The organism is Pollutibacter soli (assembly GCA_029269725.1).
GTDB lineage: Bacteria > Bacteroidota > Bacteroidia > Chitinophagales > Chitinophagaceae > Pollutibacter > Pollutibacter soli.
In genome coordinates this window covers 119,349-146,344 of sequence record JARJHS010000008.1, presented here as the reverse complement: position 1 = coordinate 146,344, position 26,996 = coordinate 119,349, and the positions used below count along the sequence as shown (strand labels likewise).

General features: G+C 42.2%; 24 protein-coding genes. 14 read left to right on the top strand and 10 right to left on the bottom strand.

Going from position 1 to position 26,996, the window contains the following annotated elements; translation table 11 throughout:
• Positions 1-15 precede the first annotated feature (15 nt).
• The 5 genes from rpsM to P2W82_RS18685 form a co-directional block, all read right to left on the bottom strand.
• Positions 16-396, bottom strand: coding sequence for a 30S ribosomal protein S13 (gene rpsM / locus P2W82_RS18705; protein WP_336517456.1), 381 nt, complete (start codon positions 394-396; stop codon positions 16-18).
• A 73-nt stretch (positions 397-469) separates the two neighbouring features.
• A complete protein-coding gene (gene rpmJ / locus P2W82_RS18700; RefSeq protein ID WP_336517455.1) occupies positions 470-586 on the bottom strand; it encodes a 50S ribosomal protein L36 in 117 nt (38 codons plus the stop codon).
• A gap of 37 nt (positions 587-623) precedes the next feature.
• Positions 624-842 carry a translation initiation factor IF-1 gene (gene infA, locus P2W82_RS18695; protein ID WP_336517454.1) on the bottom strand — a complete coding sequence of 73 codons (219 nt, stop codon included), beginning with the start codon at positions 840-842 and terminating at the stop codon, positions 624-626.
• 215 nt (positions 843-1,057) lie between these two features.
• Positions 1,058-1,459, bottom strand: coding sequence for an alpha/beta hydrolase family protein (locus P2W82_RS18690; RefSeq protein ID WP_336517453.1), 402 nt, complete (start codon positions 1,457-1,459; stop codon positions 1,058-1,060).
• 302 nt (positions 1,460-1,761) lie between these two features.
• Positions 1,762-2,919 (bottom strand): homogentisate 1,2-dioxygenase, encoded by a 1,158-nt coding sequence (locus P2W82_RS18685; RefSeq protein WP_336517452.1) that lies wholly within the window; start codon positions 2,917-2,919, stop codon positions 1,762-1,764.
• 109 nt (positions 2,920-3,028) lie between these two features.
• On the opposite strand from P2W82_RS18685, the gene P2W82_RS18680 reads away from it, so the two are divergent.
• Both P2W82_RS18680 and P2W82_RS24835 read left to right on the top strand, forming a co-directional pair.
• Positions 3,029-3,523, top strand: a complete 495-nt coding sequence (locus tag P2W82_RS18680; RefSeq protein ID WP_336517451.1) for a metallophosphoesterase family protein — start codon at positions 3,029-3,031, stop codon at positions 3,521-3,523.
• A gap of 260 nt (positions 3,524-3,783) precedes the next feature.
• Entirely contained in the window at positions 3,784-3,894 is a 111-nt protein-coding gene (locus P2W82_RS24835; protein ID WP_419555724.1) for a four helix bundle protein, read from the top strand.
• A gap of 210 nt (positions 3,895-4,104) precedes the next feature.
• Here the strand turns inward: P2W82_RS24835 and P2W82_RS18675 are convergent, their stop codons facing one another.
• A complete protein-coding gene (locus tag P2W82_RS18675; RefSeq protein ID WP_336517450.1) occupies positions 4,105-6,384 on the bottom strand; it encodes a cation:proton antiporter in 2,280 nt (759 codons plus the stop codon).
• A gap of 236 nt (positions 6,385-6,620) precedes the next feature.
• Between P2W82_RS18675 and P2W82_RS18670 the strand changes: the two genes are divergently transcribed.
• On the top strand, positions 6,621-10,232 hold the full coding sequence (locus tag P2W82_RS18670) for an amidohydrolase family protein (RefSeq protein WP_336517449.1): 3,612 nt from the start codon (positions 6,621-6,623) through the stop codon (positions 10,230-10,232).
• A gap of 215 nt (positions 10,233-10,447) precedes the next feature.
• Here the strand turns inward: P2W82_RS18670 and P2W82_RS18665 are convergent, their stop codons facing one another.
• Positions 10,448-10,918: a hypothetical protein gene (locus P2W82_RS18665; RefSeq protein ID WP_336517448.1), complete on the bottom strand. Its 471-nt coding sequence runs from the start codon at positions 10,916-10,918 to the stop codon at positions 10,448-10,450.
• Positions 10,919-11,269: 351 nt separating this feature from the next.
• Positions 11,270-12,388 (bottom strand): TolB family protein, encoded by a 1,119-nt coding sequence (locus P2W82_RS18660; RefSeq protein WP_336517447.1) that lies wholly within the window; start codon positions 12,386-12,388, stop codon positions 11,270-11,272.
• A gap of 85 nt (positions 12,389-12,473) precedes the next feature.
• Between P2W82_RS18660 and P2W82_RS18655 the strand changes: the two genes are divergently transcribed.
• Both P2W82_RS18655 and rpe read left to right on the top strand, forming a co-directional pair.
• On the top strand, positions 12,474-13,286 hold the full coding sequence (locus P2W82_RS18655; RefSeq protein WP_336517446.1) for a tetratricopeptide repeat protein: 813 nt from the start codon (positions 12,474-12,476) through the stop codon (positions 13,284-13,286).
• Between the two features lie 44 nt (positions 13,287-13,330).
• Positions 13,331-13,999, top strand: coding sequence for a ribulose-phosphate 3-epimerase (gene rpe, locus P2W82_RS18650; RefSeq protein ID WP_336517445.1), 669 nt, complete (start codon positions 13,331-13,333; stop codon positions 13,997-13,999).
• On the opposite strand, the gene P2W82_RS18645 is transcribed toward rpe, so the two are convergent.
• Positions 13,996-15,570, bottom strand: coding sequence for an ArnT family glycosyltransferase (locus tag P2W82_RS18645; RefSeq protein ID WP_336517444.1), 1,575 nt, complete (start codon positions 15,568-15,570; stop codon positions 13,996-13,998). The genes rpe and P2W82_RS18645 overlap by 4 nt on opposite strands.
• A 243-nt stretch (positions 15,571-15,813) precedes the next feature.
• Positions 15,814-16,842 carry an SMP-30/gluconolactonase/LRE family protein gene (locus P2W82_RS18640; RefSeq protein ID WP_336517443.1) on the bottom strand — a complete coding sequence of 343 codons (1,029 nt, stop codon included), beginning with the start codon at positions 16,840-16,842 and terminating at the stop codon, positions 15,814-15,816.
• A gap of 107 nt (positions 16,843-16,949) precedes the next feature.
• Here P2W82_RS18640 and P2W82_RS18635 point away from each other — a divergent pair, with 107 nt between their 5' ends.
• From P2W82_RS18635 to P2W82_RS18595, 9 genes are all read left to right on the top strand, one after another.
• Positions 16,950-19,457 carry a TonB-dependent receptor gene (locus tag P2W82_RS18635; RefSeq protein ID WP_336517442.1) on the top strand — a complete coding sequence of 836 codons (2,508 nt, stop codon included), beginning with the start codon at positions 16,950-16,952 and terminating at the stop codon, positions 19,455-19,457.
• Between the two features lie 252 nt (positions 19,458-19,709).
• Positions 19,710-22,100 carry an ABC transporter permease gene (locus tag P2W82_RS18630; RefSeq protein ID WP_336517441.1) on the top strand — a complete coding sequence of 797 codons (2,391 nt, stop codon included), beginning with the start codon at positions 19,710-19,712 and terminating at the stop codon, positions 22,098-22,100.
• A 479-nt stretch (positions 22,101-22,579) separates the two neighbouring features.
• Positions 22,580-23,542, top strand: a complete 963-nt coding sequence (locus P2W82_RS18625) for a PhoH family protein (RefSeq protein WP_336517440.1) — start codon at positions 22,580-22,582, stop codon at positions 23,540-23,542.
• Between the two features lie 138 nt (positions 23,543-23,680).
• On the top strand, positions 23,681-24,130 hold the full coding sequence (locus P2W82_RS18620) for a nuclear transport factor 2 family protein (RefSeq protein ID WP_336517439.1): 450 nt from the start codon (positions 23,681-23,683) through the stop codon (positions 24,128-24,130).
• Positions 24,127-24,498 carry a fluoride efflux transporter CrcB gene (crcB, locus tag P2W82_RS18615; protein WP_336517438.1) on the top strand — a complete coding sequence of 124 codons (372 nt, stop codon included), beginning with the start codon at positions 24,127-24,129 and terminating at the stop codon, positions 24,496-24,498. Before P2W82_RS18620 ends, crcB begins: the two co-directional genes overlap by 4 nt.
• Before the next feature lie 59 nt (positions 24,499-24,557).
• Positions 24,558-25,100 (top strand): inorganic diphosphatase, encoded by a 543-nt coding sequence (locus P2W82_RS18610; RefSeq protein ID WP_336517437.1) that lies wholly within the window; start codon positions 24,558-24,560, stop codon positions 25,098-25,100.
• A gap of 3 nt (positions 25,101-25,103) precedes the next feature.
• Positions 25,104-25,502 carry a sulfite exporter TauE/SafE family protein gene (locus tag P2W82_RS18605; RefSeq protein ID WP_336517436.1) on the top strand — a complete coding sequence of 133 codons (399 nt, stop codon included), beginning with the start codon at positions 25,104-25,106 and terminating at the stop codon, positions 25,500-25,502.
• Positions 25,503-26,021: 519 nt separating this feature from the next.
• Positions 26,022-26,573 carry an RNA polymerase sigma factor gene (locus P2W82_RS18600; protein ID WP_336517435.1) on the top strand — a complete coding sequence of 184 codons (552 nt, stop codon included), beginning with the start codon at positions 26,022-26,024 and terminating at the stop codon, positions 26,571-26,573.
• Positions 26,563-26,922, top strand: coding sequence for a hypothetical protein (locus P2W82_RS18595; RefSeq protein ID WP_336517434.1), 360 nt, complete (start codon positions 26,563-26,565; stop codon positions 26,920-26,922). Before P2W82_RS18600 ends, P2W82_RS18595 begins: the two co-directional genes overlap by 11 nt.
• Positions 26,923-26,996: the final 74 nt, after the last annotated feature.

The window sequence follows — 26,996 nt, the reverse complement described above, 5'->3', positions numbered from 1 at the left end:
CCGGTATATTCTGTATTATTTTTTAGGTGCCTTCTTTTTACCGGCAACTGTCTTACGTTTTCCTTTGCGTGTACGGCTGTTGGTACGTGTACGTTGTCCACGAACCGGGAGCCCTTTACGATGGCGTAATCCACGGTAGCAGGCGATATCCAGCAAACGTTTGATACTCATCTGAACTTCAGAACGAAGCTGACCTTCAACCTTGAACTCATTGGTAATGATGTTCCTGATCTGAGACAGTTCTTCATCGTTCCATTCGTTCACCTTTTTACTGAAATCGATTCCTGCCTTACCCAGAATGTACTGAGCGGTTGACCTGCCGATACCAAAAATGTATGTCAGACCGATTTCACCTCTTTTATTCTTTGGTAAGTCAATACCGGAAATACGAGCCATAATTTATTTTCTGTTTTCTGTTTCTGTTTTCTGTTTCGTGTAACGGACGGCCGCATGCCGTCCCTACGCATTATTATCCCTGGCGCTGTTTGAAGCGGGGATTTTTTTTGTTGATCACAAACAACACGCCTTTTCTGCGAACGATTTTGCAATCAACGCTGCGTTTTTTAATTGCTGCCCTTACTTTCATAATCTTAGTATTGATGCCTTGCGGCGTTAATTTCTTATTATTTATACCTGAAAATGATTCTACCTCTGGTGAGGTCGTAAGGGCTCATTTCCACGCCCACTTTATCCCCTGGAAGTATGCGGATATAGTGCATTCTCATCTTGCCGGAAATCGTAGAAAGAATTTCGTGCCCGTTTTCCAGCTTTACTTTAAACATGGCATTACTCAGTGCTTCAATGATAACGCCGTCCTGTTTAATTAAAGATTGTTTCGCCATACTTTTTGGGTGCGCAAAGATAGCGATTTATGCCAAACCGGAAAAAATCTTTTTGACATGATTTTCAATGCACCTGATCGTTCCCGCGGATCCGGATTTTCCTGTAAAAATTGCCGGTGGGGTTGAAGAAAATTCTGAGGGGCTAAAGGTAGAGAATCAGGAGCGAATGGCGCCCCTGATTTCCTTAAAATATTCTATTTGACTGATTATCAATATCATGGCCAGGTGAGATGAAAATTGGTCATTGCATGGTAATGGTTCTGCAGCTGATGCATGTATTCAAGGTCATGCACATGGCGGGTTTCATCCCTATAATGAAGCTCGCTGTACTCTTCCGTATTATTTTTCAGAAACTCCACTGAAAAAGGCCCACGTTCATATCGAACCGCACCATTTTCACCGACTGGAACGGCAAGAAATCCCAGTTCCTTAAGGCGTTCATCCGTAATTGGCACGGCAAATAAATCGCCGATATCATACCAGTATTCCTGATCCCCATGCGCCACTTTAGCGGTCTGGGTACCAACACTGACTTCGGTTACATCGCCGGTCGTCATTTGTCCTTCGTAATCAGCCATGACAATATCGCCTTCTTTTACCTCATTGATTTTAATCATATGATGTGCAGTTTTTGAGTTTTCCGAATTTAAACAGAACGGGAGAATCGGCAAAATTTAGTGAGTAGTAAGTAGTAAGCAGTAAGCAGGGATCAGTCGGCTCAGGTGGGGGTAAGTTGATGTTGTAGCTGGGCAGAGGAAACAGCTGGTGTTTAATTAATTGTAGCGTTATTTCAATTCAATATGGAATTCTTTTCCTAAAACAGAGAAAAAAATAACCATTACCCGAAATATTCATTACAGGAAGCTTTTACGTTCTACGTTTTACGTTCTACGTTTTACGTTTTACGTTCAACGTAACCCTACTCGGCCCAACTCATCGTATAATCTGTTTTCTCCAGCTCCAGAGCCTGGCGTGTGATCATCAGCGGATGAAAAGTATCCACCATGACAGCCAACTCTCCGGTTTCTTTTTTGCCTATGCTCTTTTCTACGGCACCCGGGTGCGGGCCATGCGGTATACCTGCAGGATGAAGTGTGATCATCCCGCGGGTAACATTTTTACGACTCATAAAATCTCCATCAACGTAATACAATACTTCATCACTATCAATGTTGCTGTGATTATAAGGAGCGGGAATTGCCAGCGGATGATAATCGTACATGCGCGGAACAAATGAACAGACAACAAAATTATTGGCTTCGAATGTCTGGTGAGTAGGCGGCGGAAGATGAACGCGGCCGGTAATCGGTTCAAAATCGTGAATACTGAAAGCAAAAGGATAACAACATCCATCCCACCCTATCACGTCAAACGGATGTGTACCATAATGCAGATGATACATCATCCCTTTCTTTTTCGTCCGGATAACGAAATTGCCCGATTCATCAAATGTTCTAAGTATAGATGGCGCGCGAAGATCCCGTTCTGTAAACGGCGCATGCTCCATTAACTGACCAAACTTGCTTAGATATCTTTTTGGAAAACGAATCGGACTGAAAGATTCAACAATAAAAAGACGATTGTTTTCCGTTTCGAAGTTGATCTGGTAAATCGTTCCACGTGGAATGACTAAATAATCTCCATATTCAAAAGCAATCTCGCCATACACCGTATGCAACACACCACTGCCTTCATGAATAAAAATCAATTCATCTGCATCCGCGTTTTTATAGAAATAATCTCCGGTTCCATTATTTGGCGCTGCCAGCACCAGGTGACAATCTGAGTTTACGAGTACAGGTACCCGTGATTGTAAATAATCTCCGCCCGGTTTCAATTGAAAACCTTCGAAGCAACGGTGCTTCAGCATTTTTTCTTCAGCAATATCAGGTGCTACTGAATAACCAGGTTCCGCTTCAATAATTTTTGTGGGAGGATGACAATGATACAACAGCGAATAATCATTGGAAAAACCTTCAGTCGAAAAAAGCTGTTCTGAATAAAGACTTCCATCAGGTTTACGAAACTGTGTATGTCTTTTATGAGGAATGGTACCCAGCGAATGATAGTAAGGCATTATTGCTTGCGTTGTTGAAGGGGCAAATTACGAAGTTAGGTTGAACCTGCCTCTGCTGGCGGGCAGGCGTTCAACGTTAAACGTTCAACGTATAACGTAACTTTCCGCAATGACGAAGATTGGTCTGATATCAGATACACATAATTATCTCGATGATGCAGTATTTCATCATTTTAAAGATGTCGATGAGATATGGCATGCAGGAGATTTCGGAAATGCAGAACTGGCCGACAGAATTGAAGCGTTTAAACCATTGAAAGGTGTTTATGGTAATATTGATGGCTATGATATCCGTAGCCGTTTTCCTGAAGTACTTAGCTGGAAAACGGAAGGAGTTGATGTTTTGATGATCCATATCGGGGGTTATCCCGGAAAATACAGTCCGCTGGCTAAAAAAGAAATTCTGCTTCGCAGGCCGAAACTTTTCATTTCGGGTCATTCACATATCCTGAAGATCATTTACGATGATAAATTCAATTGTCTTCATATTAATCCCGGCGCTGCCGGAATCCAGGGATGGCATAAAGTGCAAACGCTTGTGCGTTTTGTAATTGATGGAAATGATATTAGGAATGCGGAAGTGATTGAATTGGTGAAAAAGTAATTGTCGGTTGTCAGACCGATGGAATTATTAAAACAGGGGCAGGTATTTTTCACTCAAGAAACAGAGTAAGAACGTCTGAGACCCGATATTTTCAACAGGATCAGACAATACTTTTTTGTTGCTTGCGACAAATAAATTTTAAGTCGTATTGCAACCATAAAAAATTTTTTGTGTGGAGTAAGTCAATGGATCTGGTTGAGAGCATTTATGAATTAATGAAAAGTTTTCATGAATCTGAAGAATATGGCATTAAATCTTAAATGCGCAGGGGCGCCATTTCCATCTGTTCCAATATAGCAGAAGGTTTAGCCAGAAGCACAAATGCTGATCAGCATCGATTTTATACAATAGCGGGACCTTCACTTTTTTAAGCTCGATTCTCAAAATTGAGAAAGGGATAGCACTACAGTATATTACTGTTGAAATCCAATTGCTATTATCTCCGCTTAGGCTGTAAGTCTATAAAATAAAATGATGTCTCGGACTAAGAAATCATCGTGATCTGGCAACCTGATGGCATCTGGAAGATGGTCGATGTCACTAAATGACACTGTATTTTTCTGACAACAGACAACCGACAACTACGGTTTTATTATCAACGCCGAAGGAATATTCCCCAACCACTCCTGTTCCTGCTCAACGGCATTGCGCCAGTTATCGTAACTGATCAGCATCAGATCCTGCTGATCCATCAATGAATGTTGAAGTCCATCGTTATCCTCAAGCAAAATGAATTTTCCCGAGGAGTCTTCTTCCATCGCGAAAACAGAAGCGCGGAACTCAGGATTCTGGCGGATAACGCCAGTTGCATCAACAACAGTTACGACAGACTGGTTATTCCTGTTGAGTTTTTGTGCATAGATCAGTAAAAAATGATCACTGATAGAGAATATGGGAACAATCACCTTTTTGAATTTTGTTCTTTGCTTATCAATATAGATTCCGACGGGAATTTTTGAAGCCTTTACAATATTCTTGATGCGATCTTCAAATGCTGAATGCTCAAACAATTTCTCTTTACCGGTGATAGTATCATACAGTCTTTCGGGATTGATGATCTTGGTAGTAAAACCCAGAATTTTTCCCAGCAGGGTTCCTTCAAACACGCTTGTACCAAATCCAATCAGCAATAAATCGAAATGACCAACATTTGCTGTTTGCGTGATTTCACTTTCGATCTGCAGTGAAGGTTTGAACATCGTCGTTACCGGAAGATTTAGCTTTTTTGCTTCCTCTTCTATGGGTTCGAGACTTTCCCTCTCGTATTCTTTAAGGTTATAAGTATTCAATTCATTGCTCGGTGAAAGGTGAAGCATGGTAACACCCGACTGATCGGGATTTTTTCTTATAAAACTGTATGCAAGTTTCATGAGTGAAATACCTTTCTGCGGACTGCTGAAAGACACGAGTATTTTGTATTTGCCGGCTTCTGTAAGAATTTGTTCCGGGGTGAGAGTTTCCTTTTCAGGCAGGAACTTGTTTATCAGATCAAGTGCCGGGCCGGTCATAAATGTCGTAGCCAGCGCCATCAACACGAGCATCGCGAAAATTTCCGGACTGAGTACACCAAGATCGTAACCAATATTCAATACAACAAGCTCCATCAGTCCGCGCGTGTTCATCAAAGCCCCGATCGACAAACTATCACGCCAGTTTTGCCCGATAAATTTTGCTGCCAGGGCGCTGCCTACAAATTTTCCTGTAACAGCAACTGCAATAATCAAAGCGCAGACTTTCCATAGATATGGCTCGTTCAATAGTCCAATCTGTGTTCTCAGTCCTGTGAAAACGAAAAACAATGGAAGCAGCAATACCAGGGAAACATCCTCCAGTTTCTCAATAAAAAGATTTCTGAAGTTGACATTAGCAGGCATGATCACACCTGCCATAAACGCTCCGAACAAAGCATGTATACCGATGATTTCAGTGACATAGGCAGATAATAGCATAATGATAAACAATACCGCAACGACCGGCTTACTCAACGATTCCTTGTCAGAATATTTAGCTCCATATCTTTTTAAAAATGGCTGTACAACTTTCAGCATTATTATTACATAAGCCAGTGCCATAATAATGGTGTATACTGCACTTAATACGGAACCTGCTTTCACAACGGCGATTACTGCTGCGAGAATACACCAGGCAGTGATATCATCTGTAGCTGCGCAGGTAATCGAAATGGCACCGAGCTTTGTTTTTGATAATCCACGTTCCTGTACAATCCTGGCCAGTACCGGGAATGCAGTGATGCTCATAGCAATGCCCATAAACAAAGCGAAAGAAAGAAAGTTAATTCCCTGCGGCGCAAACTGTGTATATACAAAATACGACAGCACCACTCCTAATGCAAAAGGGATGATGATGCTCGCATGACTGATTACAACCGCGTCTTTTGCTTTCTTCTTAATTACATTCAGATCGAGCTCCATCCCCACTACGAACATAAAAAGAATCAAACCGATCTGGCTGAGGAACTGCAGATTAGGAAGTGATTTTGCGGGAAAAAGGAAAGCAGAAAACTCAGGCCATAAAAAACCGACAACAGAAGGTCCCAGGACGATACCTGCAACAATCTCACCGATAACCGACGGTTGCCTTATTTTCTTGAAGAGATATCCAAATATGCGTGCGGCTATGATAATTGCAAGAATCTGCAATAAAAGTATCGCCAGCGGGTAAGCAACATTATGCTGTATTGTATCGATAAAATCAGCCCAGGACGAACTGCCGCCGCCAACCGGTGTTTTAACCGCATGTGTAGCCTGAAGAGCGACACCTTTCCGGAAGACAAAATACATAATCGCGGAAAACCCCACGATCGTTGTGGTATAAACAATGAGGTTCTTGTATTTGCCCATAAGATATCAGAATGCTTCAATCAATACAGCACAAAATACAATTTCCTGCCCGTTTTTCAGATGAAGTACCGGTTATTAAATCGTAATCTAAAAAGCATTTACGCCAACTCATCACTGTGGTATCTGGGTAAATCTTCAAAATAAAAACCGTTTATAACTCTAAAGTCGATTTCTTCAAAATCTTTGCACCGCTTATTGTCAGGGTTACCTAAATTCCATTTTCAAAACCTTCTGTCATGACCAAGAATTTTCTTCAGCTTCTTACTACCGGATTGGTTCTAACCGGATCCTGGTATGCATTTTCGAACCGTCCGTTAGGCCCGGAACTAAATCAGTTTTCTCTTTCCCCGCCACTCAACGATACAACCAAAAAGAAAGATAGTATTGCGTTCACCGCAATTAAGGACCTTCCTCTTAAACCCACCAGGGAAATCAAATTCAATACAAAAGAAGGAACCTGGATGAGTGTGGATGTAAGTCCGGATGGTAAAACCATTGCCTTCGACCTGATGGGAGATATCTATACCATGCCCATTGAGGGTGGTACCGCCAAACCTGTGACGACAGGTATTGCCTACGAAACGCATCCCCGCTTCAGTCCTGACGGAAAGAGAATTCTGTTTACCAGCGACAGATCAGGTGCAGATAATATCTGGTATATCGATACTGAAAAACAGGATACTGTACAGCTGACAAAAGATCGTACCAACGAATTCCCCTCAGCGGAATGGACGCCAGATGGAAATTATATCATCGCTTCACGTGGCAGAAGAATTCCGAAATTATGGATGTTCCACAAAGATGGCGGGGGTGGCATACAGCTGAACGACCAACCAGCGGGAATGAAAACCATCGACCCTGCGATGAGTGCCGATGGCAATTTCGTGTATTACAGTCAGCGCTTCGGTTCATGGAACTATAATGCGTTGCTTCCCCAATACGAGATCGGTGTTTACGATCGTAAAAAAGGAAGACTCAATACCATTACCAGCAGGTACGGTTCCGCATTTACACCAACACTTTCCCCTGATGGCAAGTGGCTCGTTTATGGAAGTCGTTACCAGGATAAAACAGGACTGATCATCCGGGATATCAAATCCGGTGAAGAAAAATGGCTGGCTTACCCGGTACAGCGCGACGAACAGGAATCTATTGCACCACAGGGTGTGCTTCCCGGCATGTCATTTACTCCTGACAGCAAAGTGCTGATCGCATCTTATGGTGGGAAAATCTGGCGGCTACCCGTTGACGGTAGTGCTGCATCCGAAATTCCTTTTGATGCAAATGTTCGCCTGGAGCTCGGCCCACGTCTTTATTTCAATTACGAAGTGAAAGACACATCGCATGCGCTCGCGCAGCAGATCCGCGATGCGGTTCCTTCTCCGGATGGTAAGAAACTCGCTTTCACTGTACTGAATCGTTTATATGTGATGGATTATCCCAACGGAACTCCCAAACGTGTTTCTACAAACGATTTTACAGAAGCGATGCCGGCATGGAGCCCCGATGGTACACAGATCGTTTTCGTTACCTGGGATGAAAAAGAGGGTGGAAACCTTTATAAATACAATTCCGCAGGCAAAGGAACCGTAACTAAACTTACTACTGAATCTGCATTCTATGTTCAGCCGGCATGGAGTTATAACAACAGGATCGCATTTTTTAAGGCCCCGAAGAGATTGTTCAAGGATGCAGAAGATCCTTTCTACAGCGGTGCTGAAGGCGAGATTGCATGGATACCTGCATCTGGTGGAGCAATTACTACTATTGACATGGCCGGCAACAGAGGCAATATCCATTTTACAAAAGATTCCTCTAAAGTCTGGCTCAATACGGGCGCAGGTAGTCTGATCTCTATGCGGTGGGACGGTACAGATGAAAAAACGTATGTGAATGTAACCGGTATCACTACTTATGGATCTGTTGCCGATGGAGAAGATTCACACAACAACGGGTTTCAGTACGTGATGGGTCGTTACACGATGACCAAAGATCCGTTGAACTATTGTATGCTTCCTGAAAGTGCGAGTATGAGAGAACCGCAGAATACGCCGAGCGCGGCAGGAATAATTCTGATGGCCCCGGAAGGAAACTATGCATTGGCACAGGTAAACAATAATATCTATGTCGTTACTGTACCATCCCCTGGAAAAGTTGTGAATATCAATGTGGCCGATGCAAAATCTGCCAATTTCCCTTCCAGGCAACTGACTGAGATCGGCGGAGATTTTCCTGCGTGGGAAGCCAATGGGAAGAAAGTACACTGGTCATTGGGTAATGGTCATTGGGTATATGATATAGCAAGAGCTGATTTCTTTGAGGATTCGGTTAAGGCTTTCCGTAAAGTAGAAGAAAAACGAAAAGCAGACAGCGTTGAAGCGCTCACCAAAGCAGGACCGGATGCTAAAAAGCTCGCAGATTCATTGTTCAAAAAAAGAACAGACTCATTGAAAGCGGCAGCGAAACTCGATACGGCGAAAGCACGTAAAGACAGTATTGCTGAAGCGAAACTGAAAAATCCCAAATATGAAGCTGACGAAGTGCAGGTAAAAGTCTATTATCAGAAAGACATGCCAAACGGTACCATCCTTCTGAAAAATGCAAGAGTAGTCACTATGAAAGGAGATGAAATCATTGAAGGTGGAGATGTGCTGATAGTAAACAACAGGATAAAAGCAGTAGGCAAAACAGGTACACTAACGGTGCCGGCTAACGCCAAAGTGATCGACTGTACGGGGAAAACAGTGACACCGGGATTTGTCGATACCCACTCCCACATGTGGCCATACTGGGGATTGCATAAAACGCAGCCCTGGATTTATGCAGCGAACCTGGCCTATGGAGTTACCACCACACGTGACCCTCAGACAGCGACAACTGATGTACTCACCTATGCTGATATGGTAGATGCCGGAGTAACTGTAGGTCCGCGTATTTACAGTACAGGACCTGGTGTAGGATTCTGGATGTATAACCTGAGTTCGCTCGAACAAACCAGAAATGTGTTGAAACAATACAGCAAATATTACAACACGCATTATATTAAAATGTACCTGGTAGGAAACCGCCAGGCAAGGCAATGGGTGATCATGGCCGCAAAAGAGCAGGGCCTGATGCCAACTACTGAAGGTGGTCTTGATTACAAGCTGAACATGACCCAGATGTTTGATGGCTATCCTGGTCATGAGCATTCCATTCCCATCTTCCCGCTGTATACCGATGTCACAAAAACCATCGCTGAATCAAAGATGGCAGTAACACCTACCTTGCTTGTTGCTTATGGCGGACCATGGGCTGAGAACTATTACTATACAGAAGAGAGCCCGCTGAAAGATGAGAAACTGAATCACTTTACTCCGTATGAAGAATTGTCTGCAAAAGCAAGACGCCGCGCTGGTGGACTTGGAGGTTGGTTCACTCCTGAAGATCATGTGTTCCCTAAACATGCGCAGGGAATTAAATCGATTGTCAGCCAGGGCGGTCTGGCTGGTATCGGAAGCCATGGTCAGTTGCAGGGTCTCGGCTATCATTGGGAAGTATGGAGTGTAGCCAGCGGTGGAATGAGTACTCACGATGCGTTGAAGGTGGCTACTATTCTAGGTGCCACTGCGCTTGGTCTAGATAAGGAACTCGGTTCTCTTGAGGCAGGCAAACTGGCGGACGTGGTCATCATGGATAAAAATCCTCTGGAAAATATCCGTAATACCAACACCATTAAATGGGTGGTAAAAAACGGAAGATTGTATGATGGGGCAACACTTGATGAAGTATATCCTGCTGCGAGAAAACTCGATGATGGGGTATGGAAGAAAAACCCACCGCCAGCAACAACAGCGGTGAAGGAATAGTTCATAGTTCTTAGTTCTCAGTTCTTAGTTCTTAGTTCTTAGGACGTAGTGAACCTGAGCAATTGCCGTGGATTTTTAAATTGATATTGTAAAAGAACTGCCGGTGAAATTTCACCGGCAGTTCTTTTATGTTTTTGCGGTACTGAATGCTATTCATCCGCACATCCTATCACTCACAATTAAGAACTAAGAACTAACAACTAACAACTTCCTCCTCACATTCCCGGAAACAAAGGCCTTCCAATTTCCACTCTGAATGGCCAGGGAACAGCAAGGAAAATAACGATCAGCGCAATAAGAAAAAACAAGAATGCTTTTTTGAATTTTACAGTATCCGGTATTGCTTTTTTCGACTGTCCGCGGCCGATAGTGATCAATACAATTGCGATCAGCATCAGCACCGGATGTTCCACCCAGAAAAAACGAAAGAACTTGTCTTTCATCACAGACACACCTTCCGGAACCCTGGTGGTCAGTATGCCGAAACGGCCCACCAGCAATTGCGCAATGCCCAGTAACAAAGTGACGTGAGCAGAAATCATTGTAAACAACCACAAACGTTTATCGCCAGCTGTGAAGCTGCGACCTGATTTCCATGCAGCATAGCTTTTGAAAATGGAAACGAGCAATAGAATAATGATTACCCAACGTAGAAAATTATGCAGATGAACCAGACCTGTTTGCATATGTGGAGCTTTTGCTCGCGAAAGTAATGAAAAGTGGGGAGTAAGGAGAACGGAGGCAGGAGAGTCAGTGGTAAGTTCTTAGTATACAGCCTGAACTTTAAAAAGTTCTGCAGAATTGAATCAACGAAAGTTTATGACAATTTTTTTTATAATTCTTCCGCGTACAAACCGTATAAGGCAGATGGTCAAGCAATATGGAAGCTACACGTAAACTTAACTATATAGATATGGACAACAACTTTCGAATATGCGGGAGCCTATTACCGGGGCATGCTTGTCACTATACCCTACCGCCTAATTCTCCTGCCTCCCATCTCCTGCCTGAGTCAACTCGCCTCTCGGCCTTCGGCCTTATTTCTCCCAGTCCGCAATAAAAATATTCGTATCTCTCGTTCCTCCGTTATTCCTGTTGCTGCAGAAAACGATTTTCTTACCATCCGGACTGAACATAGGAAAAGCATCAAATCCTTTGTCGCGGCTGATTTTAGTAAGATTACCACCTGTGGCATCCATAATATACAGATTGAATGGAAAGCCTCTTTTGTATTCGTGGTTAGAAGAAAAAATAATATTCTTACTATCAGGCATAAACGCCGGAGCCCAGTTGGCCTGGCCGAATTTACTCACCTGCTGCACTTCGGATCCATCTGCATTGGCAACAAATACCTCCATGCGTGTAGGCGCAACCAGGTTTTCAGCGAGCAAAGCCTTGTACTCAGAAACTTCTTCCGGGGTCGATGGTCTTGATGCACGCCAGATGATTTTTTTCCCGTCAGGAGAAAACCAGGCGCCACCATCATAACCCAACGTGTTTGTAATGCGTGTTACTTTTTCTGAAGCAAGATCCATTACATAAAGATCAAGATCACCATCACGGGCAGACGTAAAAATCATCTTCTTTCCATCAGGTGAAATGGTGGCTTCTGCGTCATACCCTTTGGTTTTGGTCAGTTGCTTTACAATCTTTCCGGTCAGATCGGCTTTGAATATGTCAAAACTTTCATATACCGGCCAGATATACCTGTTGCCGTATTTTGAACGGTCCGGCACCGGAGGACAATCAACTGAACCAAGATGGGTTGAAGCATAAACAATATGTTTTCCATCTTTCAAAAAAGCCCCGCAGGTCGTTCTACCTAAACCCGTACTCACCAATTTCGGAATAAACTTGTCATCATCTTTTACAGGTACTTTTCCTATATATATCTGATCACAGGGGATACCCTCCTTTGCACTTGTTTTCTGAAAAATCAACCATTTTCCATCAAAACTGAAATAAGCTTCCGCATTATCACCGCCAAATGTGAGCTGCTGTATATTTTTAAAATGAGTTTCTTCAGGGTATTGCAATGTATCAGCTTTTACATGGGTTTCGCTTGCGGCGCCAGGCCTGAATGCAGTTGAAAATATTGCTACGGATACGATTGCGGCTACTGTTAAAATCAGAAAGCGACTTTTTGCACCTGACATGGGAAAGGTTAATTTTGCCGCGAAGTTATCAGGCAATAGCCTTGACTTTGTCAGAAAATTGTCACAGTTTAAACAGAGATTTATTTTGATATACATCCGGAAATACAGCAAATGGTTGCTAACCTCATTTTTGTTTCCTGGTTTTTTTTCCTGCGGAAACACCGAGAACAAGGTCGTACCTGCCGACAGCACTTCGCAAAATATCGCCCATCTTGAAAAGGAAGTCTCATCCTACCCGGATTCACCCTTGATCAGGCTTGAACTTGCAGACGCTTATGAAAATGCCGGGAAAGCTGAAAAAGCGATCGATATGTATGATTCGTTGCTGACGGTGGACAGTACGAATGCACTTTGGTACAATCGGAAAGCTTCTCTTTACCTTAGTATTGGTGACACAGCTTCAGCTTTGTCGACCTTGAGGGCTTCGCTTAATGCACAGCCGGCTCAACCGGATCTGCTTTTAGAAGTAGGGTTCATCTATGCTGACATGAAAAATGATTCAGCATTGGGTATAGCATCCTTTATGGAAAAATCACCCGATCCCCGGATGAAAACCAACGCCATGTACCTGCGAGGTCTTTATTACAGTAATATCGGGCAAATTCAAAAAGCGCTGGCGGCTTATGATGAATGTATCATATACGATTACACGTTCATCGATGCCTACCTGGAAAAGGGAATTCTTTTATACAATCAGAAGCGATATGCAGAAGCCTTGAAAATATTTGAAAAGGCAAGAACTGTTTCTAATACCAACGCAGATGCCTATTTCTGGACCGGCAAGACTTATGAGGCCATGGATAAAAAAGAGGAAGCCATCGAATTTTATAAGAAAACACTCGGTCTTGATGATAAAATAGCAGAGGCTGAAGACCGCCTGAAAAACCTGGAAAAATAACTGCCGATTGAATTTATACATTTGCAACTTTAAAATTACTGACCATGGCCATCATCGCTCCTTCACTTCTTTCAGCAAATTTTCTTCAGCTTGGTGACGAATGCCGGATGCTGAATGAGAGTGAAGCCGATTGGTATCACCTGGACATCATGGACGGTCGGTTTGTACCTAATATCAGTTATGGTATACCGGTAGTTGCCGCAATAAGGAAAGCTACAAAAAAGCCTCTCGATGTTCACCTGATGATTGTTGAGCCAGAAAAATATGTTGAGGCTTTTAAGAAAGCTGGCGCAGATATCATCAGTGTACATATTGAAGCATGCCCTCACCTTCACAGGAATATCCAACAGATTAAAAGTCTTGGCATGAAAGCGGGAGTTGCTATCAATCCACATACACCGGTTGAAATGTTGTATGATATCCTGGGAGAAATTGACCTTGTAAATATGATGAGTGTAAATCCTGGATTTGGTGGTCAGCAGTTTATTACGCATACATTGAAAAAAATTGCGACACTCAGGGAAAAGATTGATCACGATAATCTCAATGTATTAATTGAAGTTGATGGTGGCGTAACGCCCGGCAACGCGGAAGAAATTGTTCAGACCGGTGCCGATGTATTGGTTGCGGGCAATACCATTTTCAGTGCAAAAGATCCAAAACAGGAAATTACCAAGTTGAAAAACGTAACCAGGTTTGCGTTGAAAAGTTAGTTATCCGATTCATTATTTTTATTCCCGAAATAATTCCCCTGCTCTTCTTTTGAATTGATCAATCTGTATATAAAGAAATTCCTCGAAATTTTTCCGTTTCGGTATTGAGGAATGGTTTTAATCAATTCAATTTTTTCAAATTTTTCGGCATATAATAAATGTGGATCATAATAATAATTGGAGATCGAAATGTAATATGCATTCTCCCCTCGCTCCAAAAAACCCTGCTTGGTATTAAGGAAAGCAAACTGATGGATTTCATTAAGATCACCAATGCCAACAATCCGCATGCCTGACGGATAAGTGAGGTAATAACAAAGATGGCCACCGGGAAACCATTTGTTGATTACAAGTGGTGCATTCAACATCGTTGTATCTCTTTCCACATCACTACTGCGAATAGAATTAACTACCGGTACTATCTCTTTCCATCCATACATATCTAACGTAGGATCCCCTGAACCTACTCTTTCTTCAGGTTTTTTTTCACCCATAGTTCCGGGGAAAAAATTAACTGCCGTTATTCCTGCCACCAGGACAAAGAGAAAAAACGAGCCCGATATAAGCAATGCTCTTCTCCAGAATCGCATTCGCCCTGTATTGATTAAACGATCAATTCCATATGAGGCGAGTATTATCAAAGCGATAAATCCCGGACCACTCCAGTGTGGTAATGTTTCCCTGAACACGGATATGGTTGTTGCAACGAAAATGAGAGGCAATCCTAAGCACAAAAGAAGCGAACCAATTTGCTTTCCCGGCCTTATTGCACTTCGGCGCATCGATATTAATGCAAGTACAATAAGAATGACATTCATAGGGTTATTGTAAAAAAACTGGCCAGATATCATTGTAAATAAAGTGGACCAGTTCAAATTAAATGCTCTCACTTCAACTCTTTCACTATGAAAAGACCAATTGATAAATTCATGATTGACGTTCCAGATCAGTATGGGCGATATTACAACAGCAGTCATTGCCAGAGATATGTATAACTGATATCTGCCAAAGAAATCTCTTCTGTACATCAGCAAAAAAATCAGAAATCCCAGCCACAAAAAAACTCCGTGTACTTTGCTTAATATCGCAAGTCCGGAAAAGAGGCCGAAAAAAATCAAATTTTTATTGCCCGGATTTTTCTCATCAGTAATTACTGACCTGATCATCGTATAAATCGATGCAAGCCAAAAAACAACAGCGGGTGAATCAGGTAAAATGAAAAGCCCGGCAATAATTCCATTATAAATTGATGTATTGTACAAAACTGCTGCAATAAAACCTGTTCGTTTATTGCCGATCGATACTCCGGTTTGATAAATAAGTAATGTTGCAATTGCAGCGCAGACAATAGCGCCAAGGCGCATGGAAAAATCATTCACCCAGTAGAGATTTGCGGTAAACAACCTGATGATCCAGGCTACGAACGGAGGATGATCAAAATAATTCCATTGCGGATCGAGAGCATAAATAAAATAATAGGCTTCATCATTTCCAGTTTCAACAAGGGATGATGCAATACAACGGATAATCGTAGTAATAATGATCAGCCATAATAATGGTTTATTGCGCATCCATACTATATTAACCTTGCATTAAATACAAATAAACTGATGATTAAGTATCAAAGATTGTAAAATGTCAAAATACCGAAAAAGGTATCCGACACTTCTTCAGAACGCATTGCTTCTGAAGTTTCATCCAAAGTGTCGGATACCTTTTCGCGAAGTTAGAAATCGTCAAATTCCGGCAAAGGTATTTTCACGGTGAGAAAAGTTTTTTAAACTTATTTCCTGGTGAAAAAAACCGCAAAAAAATTATTTCAGTTTAATCCTGGTTAGCCAAGGGTCAGAAGTAATATATAATGTCTGCTTATTACTATCAAAAGCTACGTTCGCGCACAGCTGTCCAGGTTTGATTTTACCCAGCGGTTTTCCTTCAGCATTGAAAATCCACACGCCACCAGGACCTGTAGCGAAAAGGTTTCCTTTGCCGTCCACTTTCAATCCATCAGGTCCTCCGGGTTCTGTTTCTTTTGTTGCATCATAAAACAGACGTTCGTTGGAAGTTGTACCATCCGCAGCAACATCAAACACGTTCCAGATTTTTGCATTTTCGTCTGAATTAGCAACATAAAGCTTTGAATAATCAGGAGAAAAAGCAATACCATTTGGCCTTGTCATGTTCTTCGTTACAAGCTGCACCTTTCCATCTTTTGTCACATGGTATACTCCCTGGAATGGAATTTCCTTTGAAGAGTCATCTACATTTTTCAGCAATCCGTATGGTGGATCAGTGAAAAACAAATCGCCGTTTTTGTGAAATACCGCATCGTTCGGACTATTTAATCTTTTGCCTTCAAACTTGTCGGCCAGAGATATGAAAACAGCTTTGGGAGAATCCAAAGGAGCATCCATGCGCGCGACTCTTCTGTCGCCATGCTGACACAAAACCAGGTTTCCATTCGCATCAATGATTAAACCATTCGATCCGGATTCTCCAGCGCGTGGATCTTTCCCTGTATATCCAGCGGGATGGAGATAAGTTTCAAGGCCCTTTTCCTCACTCCATTTCATCACCTTGTTTGGCGGGATATCTGAAAACAAAAGATAATTGCCTTTGTCTACCCAAACCGGACCTTCGCTCCAATCAAAACCTTCAGCGAGGATTTCAATCCCGGCGCTGGTATCCACCAGGTCCAGGAATGCAGGATCGAGAACTTCGAAACTTCCGGTTTTTTTATACTTTTCGACCACAACGGCGTCATCTTTCTTCTCTTTGTTTCCGCCGCAGGAAAACAGGAAGCAAAATACAGATAGCAACAGGAGAACGTAAATTCGTCGCATTATCAATCGTTTTAGGATTTCAATTTAGGAAGATTAACGTTAAACGTAAAGCGTTGAACGTAAAACGTTTTGCGTAATATTGAAGATTATATTCCGTTTATAGGCTGATGCTGAAACCGAAACCTTTTCTTTTCTTCTTTTTCCTAGTATTTTCTGCCGTTTGTTTTGGTCAGAAAAAATCGGCTACCGTTAGTGGTAAGGTGATCGATGAAAATGAGCAACCGCTGGCAAAGGTTTCAGTAGTAATCCTGGGCAGACAAACCGGGCTGGTAACTACAGACTCCGGAACATTCGAATTAAAAGTTCCCGCCGATAAAGCTTTTGCGATAATTTTCTCTTATTCCGGCTACAATACCGAGCAAAGAAATTTTTACCTGAGCGATAAGGAACAGGAAAGAATTGTTGTGCGAATGGAAAAAGGTACACGTACGCTGCAAGAAGTAATTGTAAGCGCACAACCGGATAGAAAAGAAATTGGCCTGATCAGACTTAATCCCAAAAATGCATTTCAGATGCCTTCCGCCACAGGTGGCATCGAAGCACTGATAAAAATATTTGTGGGGAGCAATAACGAACTTACTTCTCAGTATGCAGTGCGTGGTGGCAACTATGACGAGAACCTGATCTATGTAAACGATTTTGAAGTGTTCCGTCCATACCTGGTAAGAAGCGGTCAGCAGGAAGGCCTCAGCTTTATCAATCCTGAACTGGCAGGAAAAGTAAGCTTTTACAATGGCGGATTTCAAAGCAGGTATGGAGACAAGATGAGTAGTGTGTTGGACATTCAGTATAAGAAGCCTAAAAAATTTGGGGGTTCTGCTTATCTGAGTTTACTGGAACAGGGCTTCCATGTGGAAGGCGCATCTAAAAATCAGAAATTCAATTACCTGCTTGGCGTAAGACAAAGAACAAACAGGAACCTGCTGAGTTCGCAGGAGACCAAGGGCGCTTATATTCCTTCGTCGACAGATATACAGGGTTTGTTCAGCTGGCAGTTCACACCAAAATGGCAGCTTGAATTTTTTGGAAATTTCTCAAGAACGAAATTCACATTCATCCCGGAATTTTCTCAGTTGACTTCTTCTGTTTTTTCACCGCTTTTCAGTGCAAACCTGGGAGTTGATATTTATTTTGAAGGAAGCGAAGAAGATCGTTATTCAACACATATGCTGGGTTTATCAGCAACTCAGCAGGTGAATAAAAACTTACGATTGAAATGGATGGTGAGTCGTTTTGAAAACAACGAAGAAGAAAATTACGATATCATCGGCGCTTATCTTTTTGGCGAAAGAGACTTCGATAGAAGTAAACCCACTTTCGGAACGATAGTTAATCCGCTGGGTGCTGGCCTCTATCACCAGTTTGCAAGAAATACGCTTGACATCACTGATTACAATTTTTCTCATCGCGGTCAGCTGAGTAAAGGGAAGCATCTGATTCAATGGGGAGTTTCTTATGATAAAACACTGATCAACGATAAGCTCAATCAATGGGAGCGACTAGACTCGGCAGGATATACCCTGCCTTATGTTCCCGGAAGCCTTCCATTGTATGATGTCATTAAATCTTCAGCGGATCTTAATATCGATAAATTTTCAGGATTTCTCCAGGACAACATTGTTATCAGCGAATCCAAAGGGATCACAGCGCAGGCAGGTGTACGTTTCAATTACAATGGCCTGAACAAAGAATTTCTTGTATCGCCGCGCCTTCAGTTTTCCTGGGTACCCAAATGGGAAAAGGATATCATTTTTAAAGCTGCGTTTGGATCCTATAATCAGCCGCCCTTTTACAGGGAGTTAAGAAGATATGACGGAACACTGAACACATCCCTGCTTGCGCAAAAAAGCTGGCAGGTGGTTCTCGGTGCGGACTATCAGTTTCTCGCCTGGAACAGGCCGTTCCGTTTGAGTGCAGAAGCATACTATAAAGGAATGCGCGATGTTGTACCTTATGATATCGACAATGTTCGTATTCGTTATTTTGGTGAGAATAACGCCAAAGCCTACGCGACAGGAATAGAAATGCGTATTGCAGGTGAATGGGTGAAAGATGCAGAAAGCTGGCTGAGTATTGGATTAATGAAAACCATGGAGAACCTGCAGGACGACTATTATTACAATTACTACAATAAAGACGGACAGTTAATAACCGGAAACACGGAAGATCAGACTGTCACTGACAGTTCAATCGTTTATCCCGGCTGGCTCCGCAGGCCTACGGATCGTTTGATTACATTTGGATTGTTCTTCCAGGATTATCTAAGTACCAATAAAAATTTCAAAGTTCATCTGAATACTTTGTATGGTACCAATATGCCGTATAATATTCCCGGTAGCGTGAAGTACAGAAATGCGCTTATTATCGAACCCTACTTCAGGGTGGATATCGGTTTCAGTGTTTTACTGATGGATAGCGAAAAATCAAAACGAAGAAGCCATAATCCTTTTCGCGGACTCGATAATATCTGGGCAAGTCTGGAAATATTCAATCTGCTGGATCGCCGCAACACGATTTCTTACATGCTGATAAAGGATTTTTCCAATACTTACTACACAATTCCGAACAGACTTACTCCAAGATTATTGAATCTGAAATTAATGGTAAGATTTTAAAGGTCGAAGTAAGTTACAAACCTGACAGGAATCAGACCTGACAGTTCCGGACAGGTAATTTTAAATTTCAAATCGCTTGCGGGACCTGTCAGGTCAGGAATCAGCGCGGAGACACATCAGGTTTAATAATCCGTACACAGGATGTATCATTATCGTTCATCACCTTCAGAAATTGCTAACTACCTGGCTGAATTTCAGTAAATTAACTTTCCGGCATTGAAATCGTAGTAAACCGGCATTTAAAGAAAGATCATGATCAGGAACTATATCAAAGTAGCCATCAGAAGTATCCGGAAGCATAAACTGGTTTCTTTCATTAATGTCTTCGGTTTAGGTCTGGCTATGTCAGTAGGAATGATGATCATGGTTCGGATGCAGGACCAGTTCAGTTTCGATAATTTCCATCCCGATGCGGATCGTACATTTCGCATTATCAGTGAATTCAAAAAAACTACTGGTGAACATTGGAAAATGGCGAGTACCCCTTTACCCTTGTTGAAAAAGGTAAGGAATGATTTTAACGGAATAGCATCTTCGGTAAATATCTATCCGGCATTCAATGGTGAAGCCGAAGCAGAAGGCAAGAAAATAAATTTAAATGGTGCATTCACTGAATCATCATTGTTTGAAGTTTTCGGATTTACACTAAAATATGGAGATCCAAAGACGGCATTGGACCAGCCCAACGCTGTGGTTCTTTCAGAGGTCACCGCAAAAAAATACTTCGGGACTGAAAACCCGATGGGGAAAATTTTCAATATGACGAATGGCGTGAATTATAAAGTTACCGGCGTCATGACTGAACCACCTTCAAGATCGCACCTCGAATATGAAGCATGGGCATCAATGGCAACAGTACCTGTATTGGAAAGTTCCGATAAACTTCCTCAAAAATCTTCTCTTTGGTTTGGGATGGACAATGCGTATACCTACGTCCATTTGAATAAATCGGCCAAAAAAGCAAGTCTTGAAATTCAATTAGCGCAGGTATCGGCAGAACTCAACAAAATTAATAAGGAAGGCAAAGTCAATTATGGCGTGCAGGCCCTGGATGATATCACTCCAGGAAGTGAACAATTATACAATGATATTGGCAGGGGCACTTCATGGTCGAAAATGCTTTTTGAAATCGGAGTTGCGTTGATTGTTTTACTCGCTGCCGCCTTCAATTATACCAACCTGAATATTGCCCGCGCACTCACAAGGGCAAAAGAAGTTGGTATAAGAAAAGTTGCCGGCGCAAAACGCTACCAGGTTTTTCTGCAATATATTTTCGAATCCGTTATTGTCTCCATTCTTGCCTTTGGATTTGCTTCAGTGCTGCTCTCTTTTATCCTGCACTACGCACCTTTCAATGATGGCTATGAATTTATTCCTTCAACCTTTCATCTGAACCGGAGTTACTATCTCTGGTGTGTTTTATATGTATTGCTGACAGGCATTCTCGCGGGAATCGCACCGGCATGGATACTGAGTTCATTTAAACCTCTGCGTGTGCTGAAGAACATGGTTACAGCACGTATTGTTGGTAAGGTAAGTCTGCAAAAAACACTGGTGGTTTTTCAATACAGTCTTTCTCTTACCATTATTATTTTTCTGCTTGCATTTTACCGGCAGTTTGCCTATTTATCAGATGTTGATCCCGGGTATAAAAGGGCCGATGTGATTGTTGTTCCACTCGAAGGTGTTGATGATGAATTAGCATCGCAAAAAATAAAACAGATAGCCGGCATCGAATCCGTTTCAGCGATGTCATCGACACTCGCAGCACGATTCAATGGTAAGTCAACAACTGCGTGGCGCGAAGACAAATCGGATGCGTTCCAGATGAATTATTATTATGCTGAACCATCTTTCATCAGCGATATGGATCTGAAAATTGTTGCAGGAAAAAATATTCCGGATGGTGCAAATAACAATCAATATATTTTGCTCAACCAGCAAGCCGCTATTGCTTTCGGATTTAAAGATTTCAATAAGGCTATCGGAAGCCTGGTGAAAATAAATGACAGTACGAGCCTGCAGGTAGCAGGAATAATGCAGGATTTCAATTACGAAGGCGCAGGAAGGCCCGTAAAAGCATTAGCTATAATGTCAAAACAAAAAGAATATCATTATCTCTATGTGAAAGCGAATGCACAAAATAACAAGATGCTGCCCTCTGAAATAGCTCAAACATTAAAAACGATCTCGCCAAAGCAGGAATTTACTCCTGTATGGCTGGCGGAAGTTCTGGAGAAAAACAATTCCCAATCGGCCACCATTTCATTGCTAGGCTATCTCGCCTTTATGGCAATATCCATTGCCACACTTGGATTGCTTGGCCTGGTGATTTATACAGTTGAAACCAAACGGAAAGAAATCAGCATCAGGAAAATTATTGGTGCAGATGTGAAACAGGTTTTAAGGATTTTATCGACCGGATTTGTAAAACTATTATTCATTGCGGGCTTTATAGCAGTGCCGATCGGGTATACTGCTGCATTCTTCTTCCTGCAGGGATTTGCAAACCGCGTTTCATTTGGCATTGGCAGCGCTGTGCTTTGTTTTGCATTGTTATTGTTGCTGGGGTTGTGTACCATTATTTCACAAACATGGAAAGCGGCGAATGCGAATGCGGTGGTGGATCTGAGAAGTGAGTAGTAAGCAGTAAGTAGCCCGCTTTCGTCGTTAAATTATTTCGTGTGGCAAATTCAGTTTTCAGTTGTCTTCCTGTATTCTGTATTACGTATTCTGTTCAGGCAGCACGCAACAGATAATTTCACAAAAGCAAACAAATTTTCAATCTTGGTTTTTGTTAAATATCAGCAACATCATTTTCACACATTTTAAATATTGATCACCCCTATCCGGTGCCGCCCCATGCCGATAGTTAATCTGCATACAAACTTTGTTTTCATTTGAACCATTTTGTCTAGATATTGTTTGCTTATACTCAACTTCATTGCGGAATATCTGCGGCCTGCTCACTGCTGCCTGCTGCCTAAACTTTAAGTTTTCCCACACGCTGTTAATAAGTAACTTTGAAAGAGTACGCTCAATCCTGATTATATTTGGATAGAGACGAATTATAGTCCGTTCCTCGTCAGTAGATAAGCATTGTGAACATTAAAACAGGAAAATTGACAGAAACTATCATTAACCTTGAATCCGTTAATCCCCTTGAATTTTTCGGGGTCAATAACGGAAAGCTGGACATTCTCAAAAAGAAATTCCCCCTACTCAAAATCCTCAGCAGAGGTACACAGATCAAACTCAGCGGAGCACCGGAACAAATCGAAAGCGCCAGGGAAAAAATTGAATTATTGATTCAATACCTTGAACGCAACGGACATCTCAGTGAAAATTATTTTGAACAGATACTCGGCGGTGATGACGCCGAAACGGTAGACAATTTCGTTGAGCGCAACCCCAATGAGGTATTGGTATTCGGACCGAATGGCAAATCGGTTCGGGCGCGCACAGCGAATCAGAAGAAGATGGTGACGATGAGTGATCGCAATGATATCATCTTTGCTATTGGTCCCGCAGGTACCGGTAAAACATATACTGCTGTTGCACTTGCGGTTCGCGCATTGAAGAATAAGATGGTCAAGAAAATCATTCTGACACGTCCTGCAGTTGAAGCTGGAGAAAGTCTGGGGTTTCTTCCCGGGGACCTGAAAGAGAAAATCGATCCGTATCTGCGTCCATTATACGATGCGCTGGATGATATGATCCCGGCAGATAAGCTCGGATACTATATGAGTACACGCGTCATTGAAATTGCGCCGTTAGCGTATATGCGTGGCCGTACGCTGGATCATGCCTATATCATTCTTGATGAAGCGCAGAACGCTACCGATCTCCAGATCAAAATGTTTTTGACACGTATTGGTGCCAATGCGAAGGCCATTATCACCGGTGATCTCAGCCAGGTGGATCTGCCAAAAAATCAGAAAAGCGGTCTGGATAAAGCCATCCGGATTCTCAAGAATATTGACGGTATAGCTCATATCGAACTGGATGAAGAAGACGTTGTTCGTCACCGTTTGGTTAAAGCGATTATCAGAGCTTACGATAAAGAAAGCAATCAACCGCAGTAATTTTGGGCAGTGATCTTGTCAATTGAAAGTGATTGAAGGAAATCTTATAAAGGTTTCCTTTCTTTGTATTATAACGAATTTGTAATGCAGAACATCTTTGAAAATATTTCGCAAAAAAAATATTTTAACCTTAAAGGAATGAAACCTCTGATTCCAAACTACAGCATCATTGCATTCATCTGCTGCCTGCTGCCTGTTGCCTTTTGCCTGTCCTGTGGCGGTCCTGAAGGTTTCAAAAAACCGGAAGACGCACTGGATGCAGGGCGTGAGTTTGTTCGTGCAGTACTTGATGGAGATTATACCAAGGCAGAATTATTTGTGTTACCAGAAGCAGAAGACAGGCAGCTGTTCGAAAGGTTTACAGAACACATGAAGAAAAGGCCGGAGAACGAAAGGCTTGGATTGAAATCGGCATCGATCCAGATCAACAAAGTGGATGAGCTGAATGACAGTGTTACCGTGATCAACTACGCCAATTCATTTGAAAAACATCCTGCCGACGTTCGCGTAGTAAAACACAATGGCGAATGGTGGGTGGATTTCAGTTATACATTTTCCGGCAGGTCACTGGAAGATAGTTTGAAATGATCAGGAACGTTCTTTATATAGCTGCCGGAAGTGCCGCTGGTGGGGTGTGCCGATACCTGCTGAGCAAATGGATCAACGAACATTTTCCAGCGTTGATCCCCTGGGGTACATTCTTTGTAAATATTACCGGTTGTTTTTTAACCGGCATCTTCTATGCGCTCGCTGCACGTCAGCAACCCCTTTCACCTTCAATTGTTCTTTTTCTCACTACAGGGTTTTGTGGAGGTTTCACGACATTCTCAGCTTTTGCTTTCGAAAACATGCAACTGCTCAAAACCGGTGCTGGCGTTTATGCGTTTGCCTACACGGCAATAAGCTTGGTCACGGGCATCGGTGCAGTTTTTCTGGGTTTTCAGATAATAAAATGATTGTATATCAGTTTATTGTATCAATTGTTTTTTATTAGGTTTGCAAAACACAGAAAGATATGCTTACAGTTCTCCATCCATGGCACGGCGTAAATCCAGGCGATCAGGCTCCTCGTATAGTTAATGGTGTTATCGAAATCCCTAAAGGCGCACGGGCGAAATATGAAATCGATAAACCCAGCGGCTTGCTCAGAATGGACCGCGTGATTCATTCTTCATTTCATTACCCGGTTAATTATGGCTTCATTCCTCAGACACTGGGAGATGATAAGGACCCCCTGGATATCCTTGTATTGTCAAGTGTAAGCGTTCAACCACTTTGTCTCGTGGAAGCCAGGGTAATCGGTGTCATGCAGATGGTCGACAGCGGCGATGCCGACGATAAAATCATTGCGGTGGCACACACTGACCCCAGTGTGAATTATATCAAAAACATCGAAGAGATGCCAAGACATTTCTTCAATGAACTCAGGCACTTTTTTGAAGAATATAAAAAACTCGAGAATAAAACGGTGGTCGTGGAAGAATTCCAGGATAAAGCCACAGCTTTGAAGATCATTACAGATGCATTAACACTCTACAAGGAAACGTATAAGCATTGATGCATGCAAAACCCCGATAAGCCTCCCATGACGACACATACCATCATCGTGATCATCCTCACCGGTCTGGCTGCGGGAATGCTTGGAGGTATGGTGGGCGTCGGCGGAGGAATAATCATTGTTCCTGCGCTGGTATACTTTCTCGCATTCTCTCAACACCAGGCACAGGGCACATCACTGGCTTTAATGTTATTTCCTGTTGGCATATTGGGTGTACTTAATTATTACAAAAGAGGGTATGTCGATTTCCGGTATGCAGGATTGCTTGCTATCGGTTTTGTTCTCGGCAGTTATCTTGGAAGTAAATTCTCTCTCAGTTTACCCGAGGCAAATATTAAGAAAGTGTTTGCTGTGATTATGATCATTGTTGCTATCAAGATGTTGTTTTTTGATAAGAAGTAGTTTTTAGTTCATAGTTCTTAGTTCATAGTTCTTAGTTCTTAGTTCATAGTTCATAGTTCATAGGAGGCAGCAGGCAGGAGATTTAGAAGTCAGGTCATTTTGCTTTCTTCACTGTTTCCGTTTCTGTTTTCTGTTTCTCTTCCAGGCAGCAGATACTATGCAGAGATCCTGATTTCAGTATCAGATTTTCTACCTGTCTTCCTTTTGCTTGTTAATCGTAGAGACACGATGCATCACGTCTCTACCATTAACAAGCTTTAAATATTGAATTTTCTTTTCATTTCAGTTTTCTGTTTTCAGGCGCGTTTACTTACTCTATTCTGTATTCCATGCTCTGTGTTCTCCATTGCCTTTTACTCACTGTTTCCGTTCTCTGTTTGTTTTTCTCTCTTCAGCTTCCTGTTGCCCGGCTGCTCCCTCCTTACTCAATCTCACTTTTATGGAATTCACTAACCCTTAGCATCTCATCAGAGAGAAAACCCTTATTTTCATCTGGTGCCCCATTCGAATTTCAACCATATGACCGATACCGAGCTGCTTGAACACTACCAGGCAACTCATGACAATCACTGGCTCGGTGAATTACTCCAACGATATACATTATTGCTTTTTGGTGTTTGCATGAAATACCTGAAGAATGAAGATGAAGCAAGGGATGCCGTGCAGCAGATATTTCTGAAAGCATTAACAGAAATTCCAAAATACAGGATAGAGTATTTTAAAAGCTGGCTGTACACGATTGCAAAGAATCACTGCCTGATGAAACTGCGGGAAAAGAACAGGAAACTGGTGGAAGTACATGAAAATTTATTGCTGACAGAAGAGCCCGAAAATATTCAGTTGCTGCATATTCTTCGCGATCAGCAATATTCAGATATGAATGAAGCATTGCTGGAATTGATTCCCGAACAGAAAACATGTATCATGCTTTTCTACCTGGAGAAACAAACCTATCAGCAGATCTCCGACAAAACCGGATTTAATTATATGCAGGTAAAGAGTTATATTCAGAACGGTAAAAGAAACCTGCGGATTTTTCTGGAAAAACGCATCAAGGCCCATGAACGGTAACTGGAAGGACATACTGGCCAATAAGGAAAGGATCGATCAGAAAAAACTGATGGATTATCTGCAGGGGAAATTGTCCGATGCTGAAAAGCATGAAGTGGAATCTTTCCTGAACGACTCCCCTTTTCTCAACGATGCCCTCGAGGGATTAGGTGAATTGAAAGACAAACAAAAGATCGCCACCATCATCAGCGAACTGGATAACCAACTCAAGAAACGAATCCAGGATAGAAAGAAGAAGAGAAGAATCGCCAATCTGTATTTCCCCGCCTGGCTGATCGTCGCGACTGTAACTGTTATTGGTATGGTAGTACTCGCTTTTGTGATTTATAAGATGTACATGACCAAGTGACGTAGAACGTAAAACGTGTAACGTTGAACGTTAGAGTTCGCTTAGGCAAAAGTCCTGAAATATTTTAAACTCTT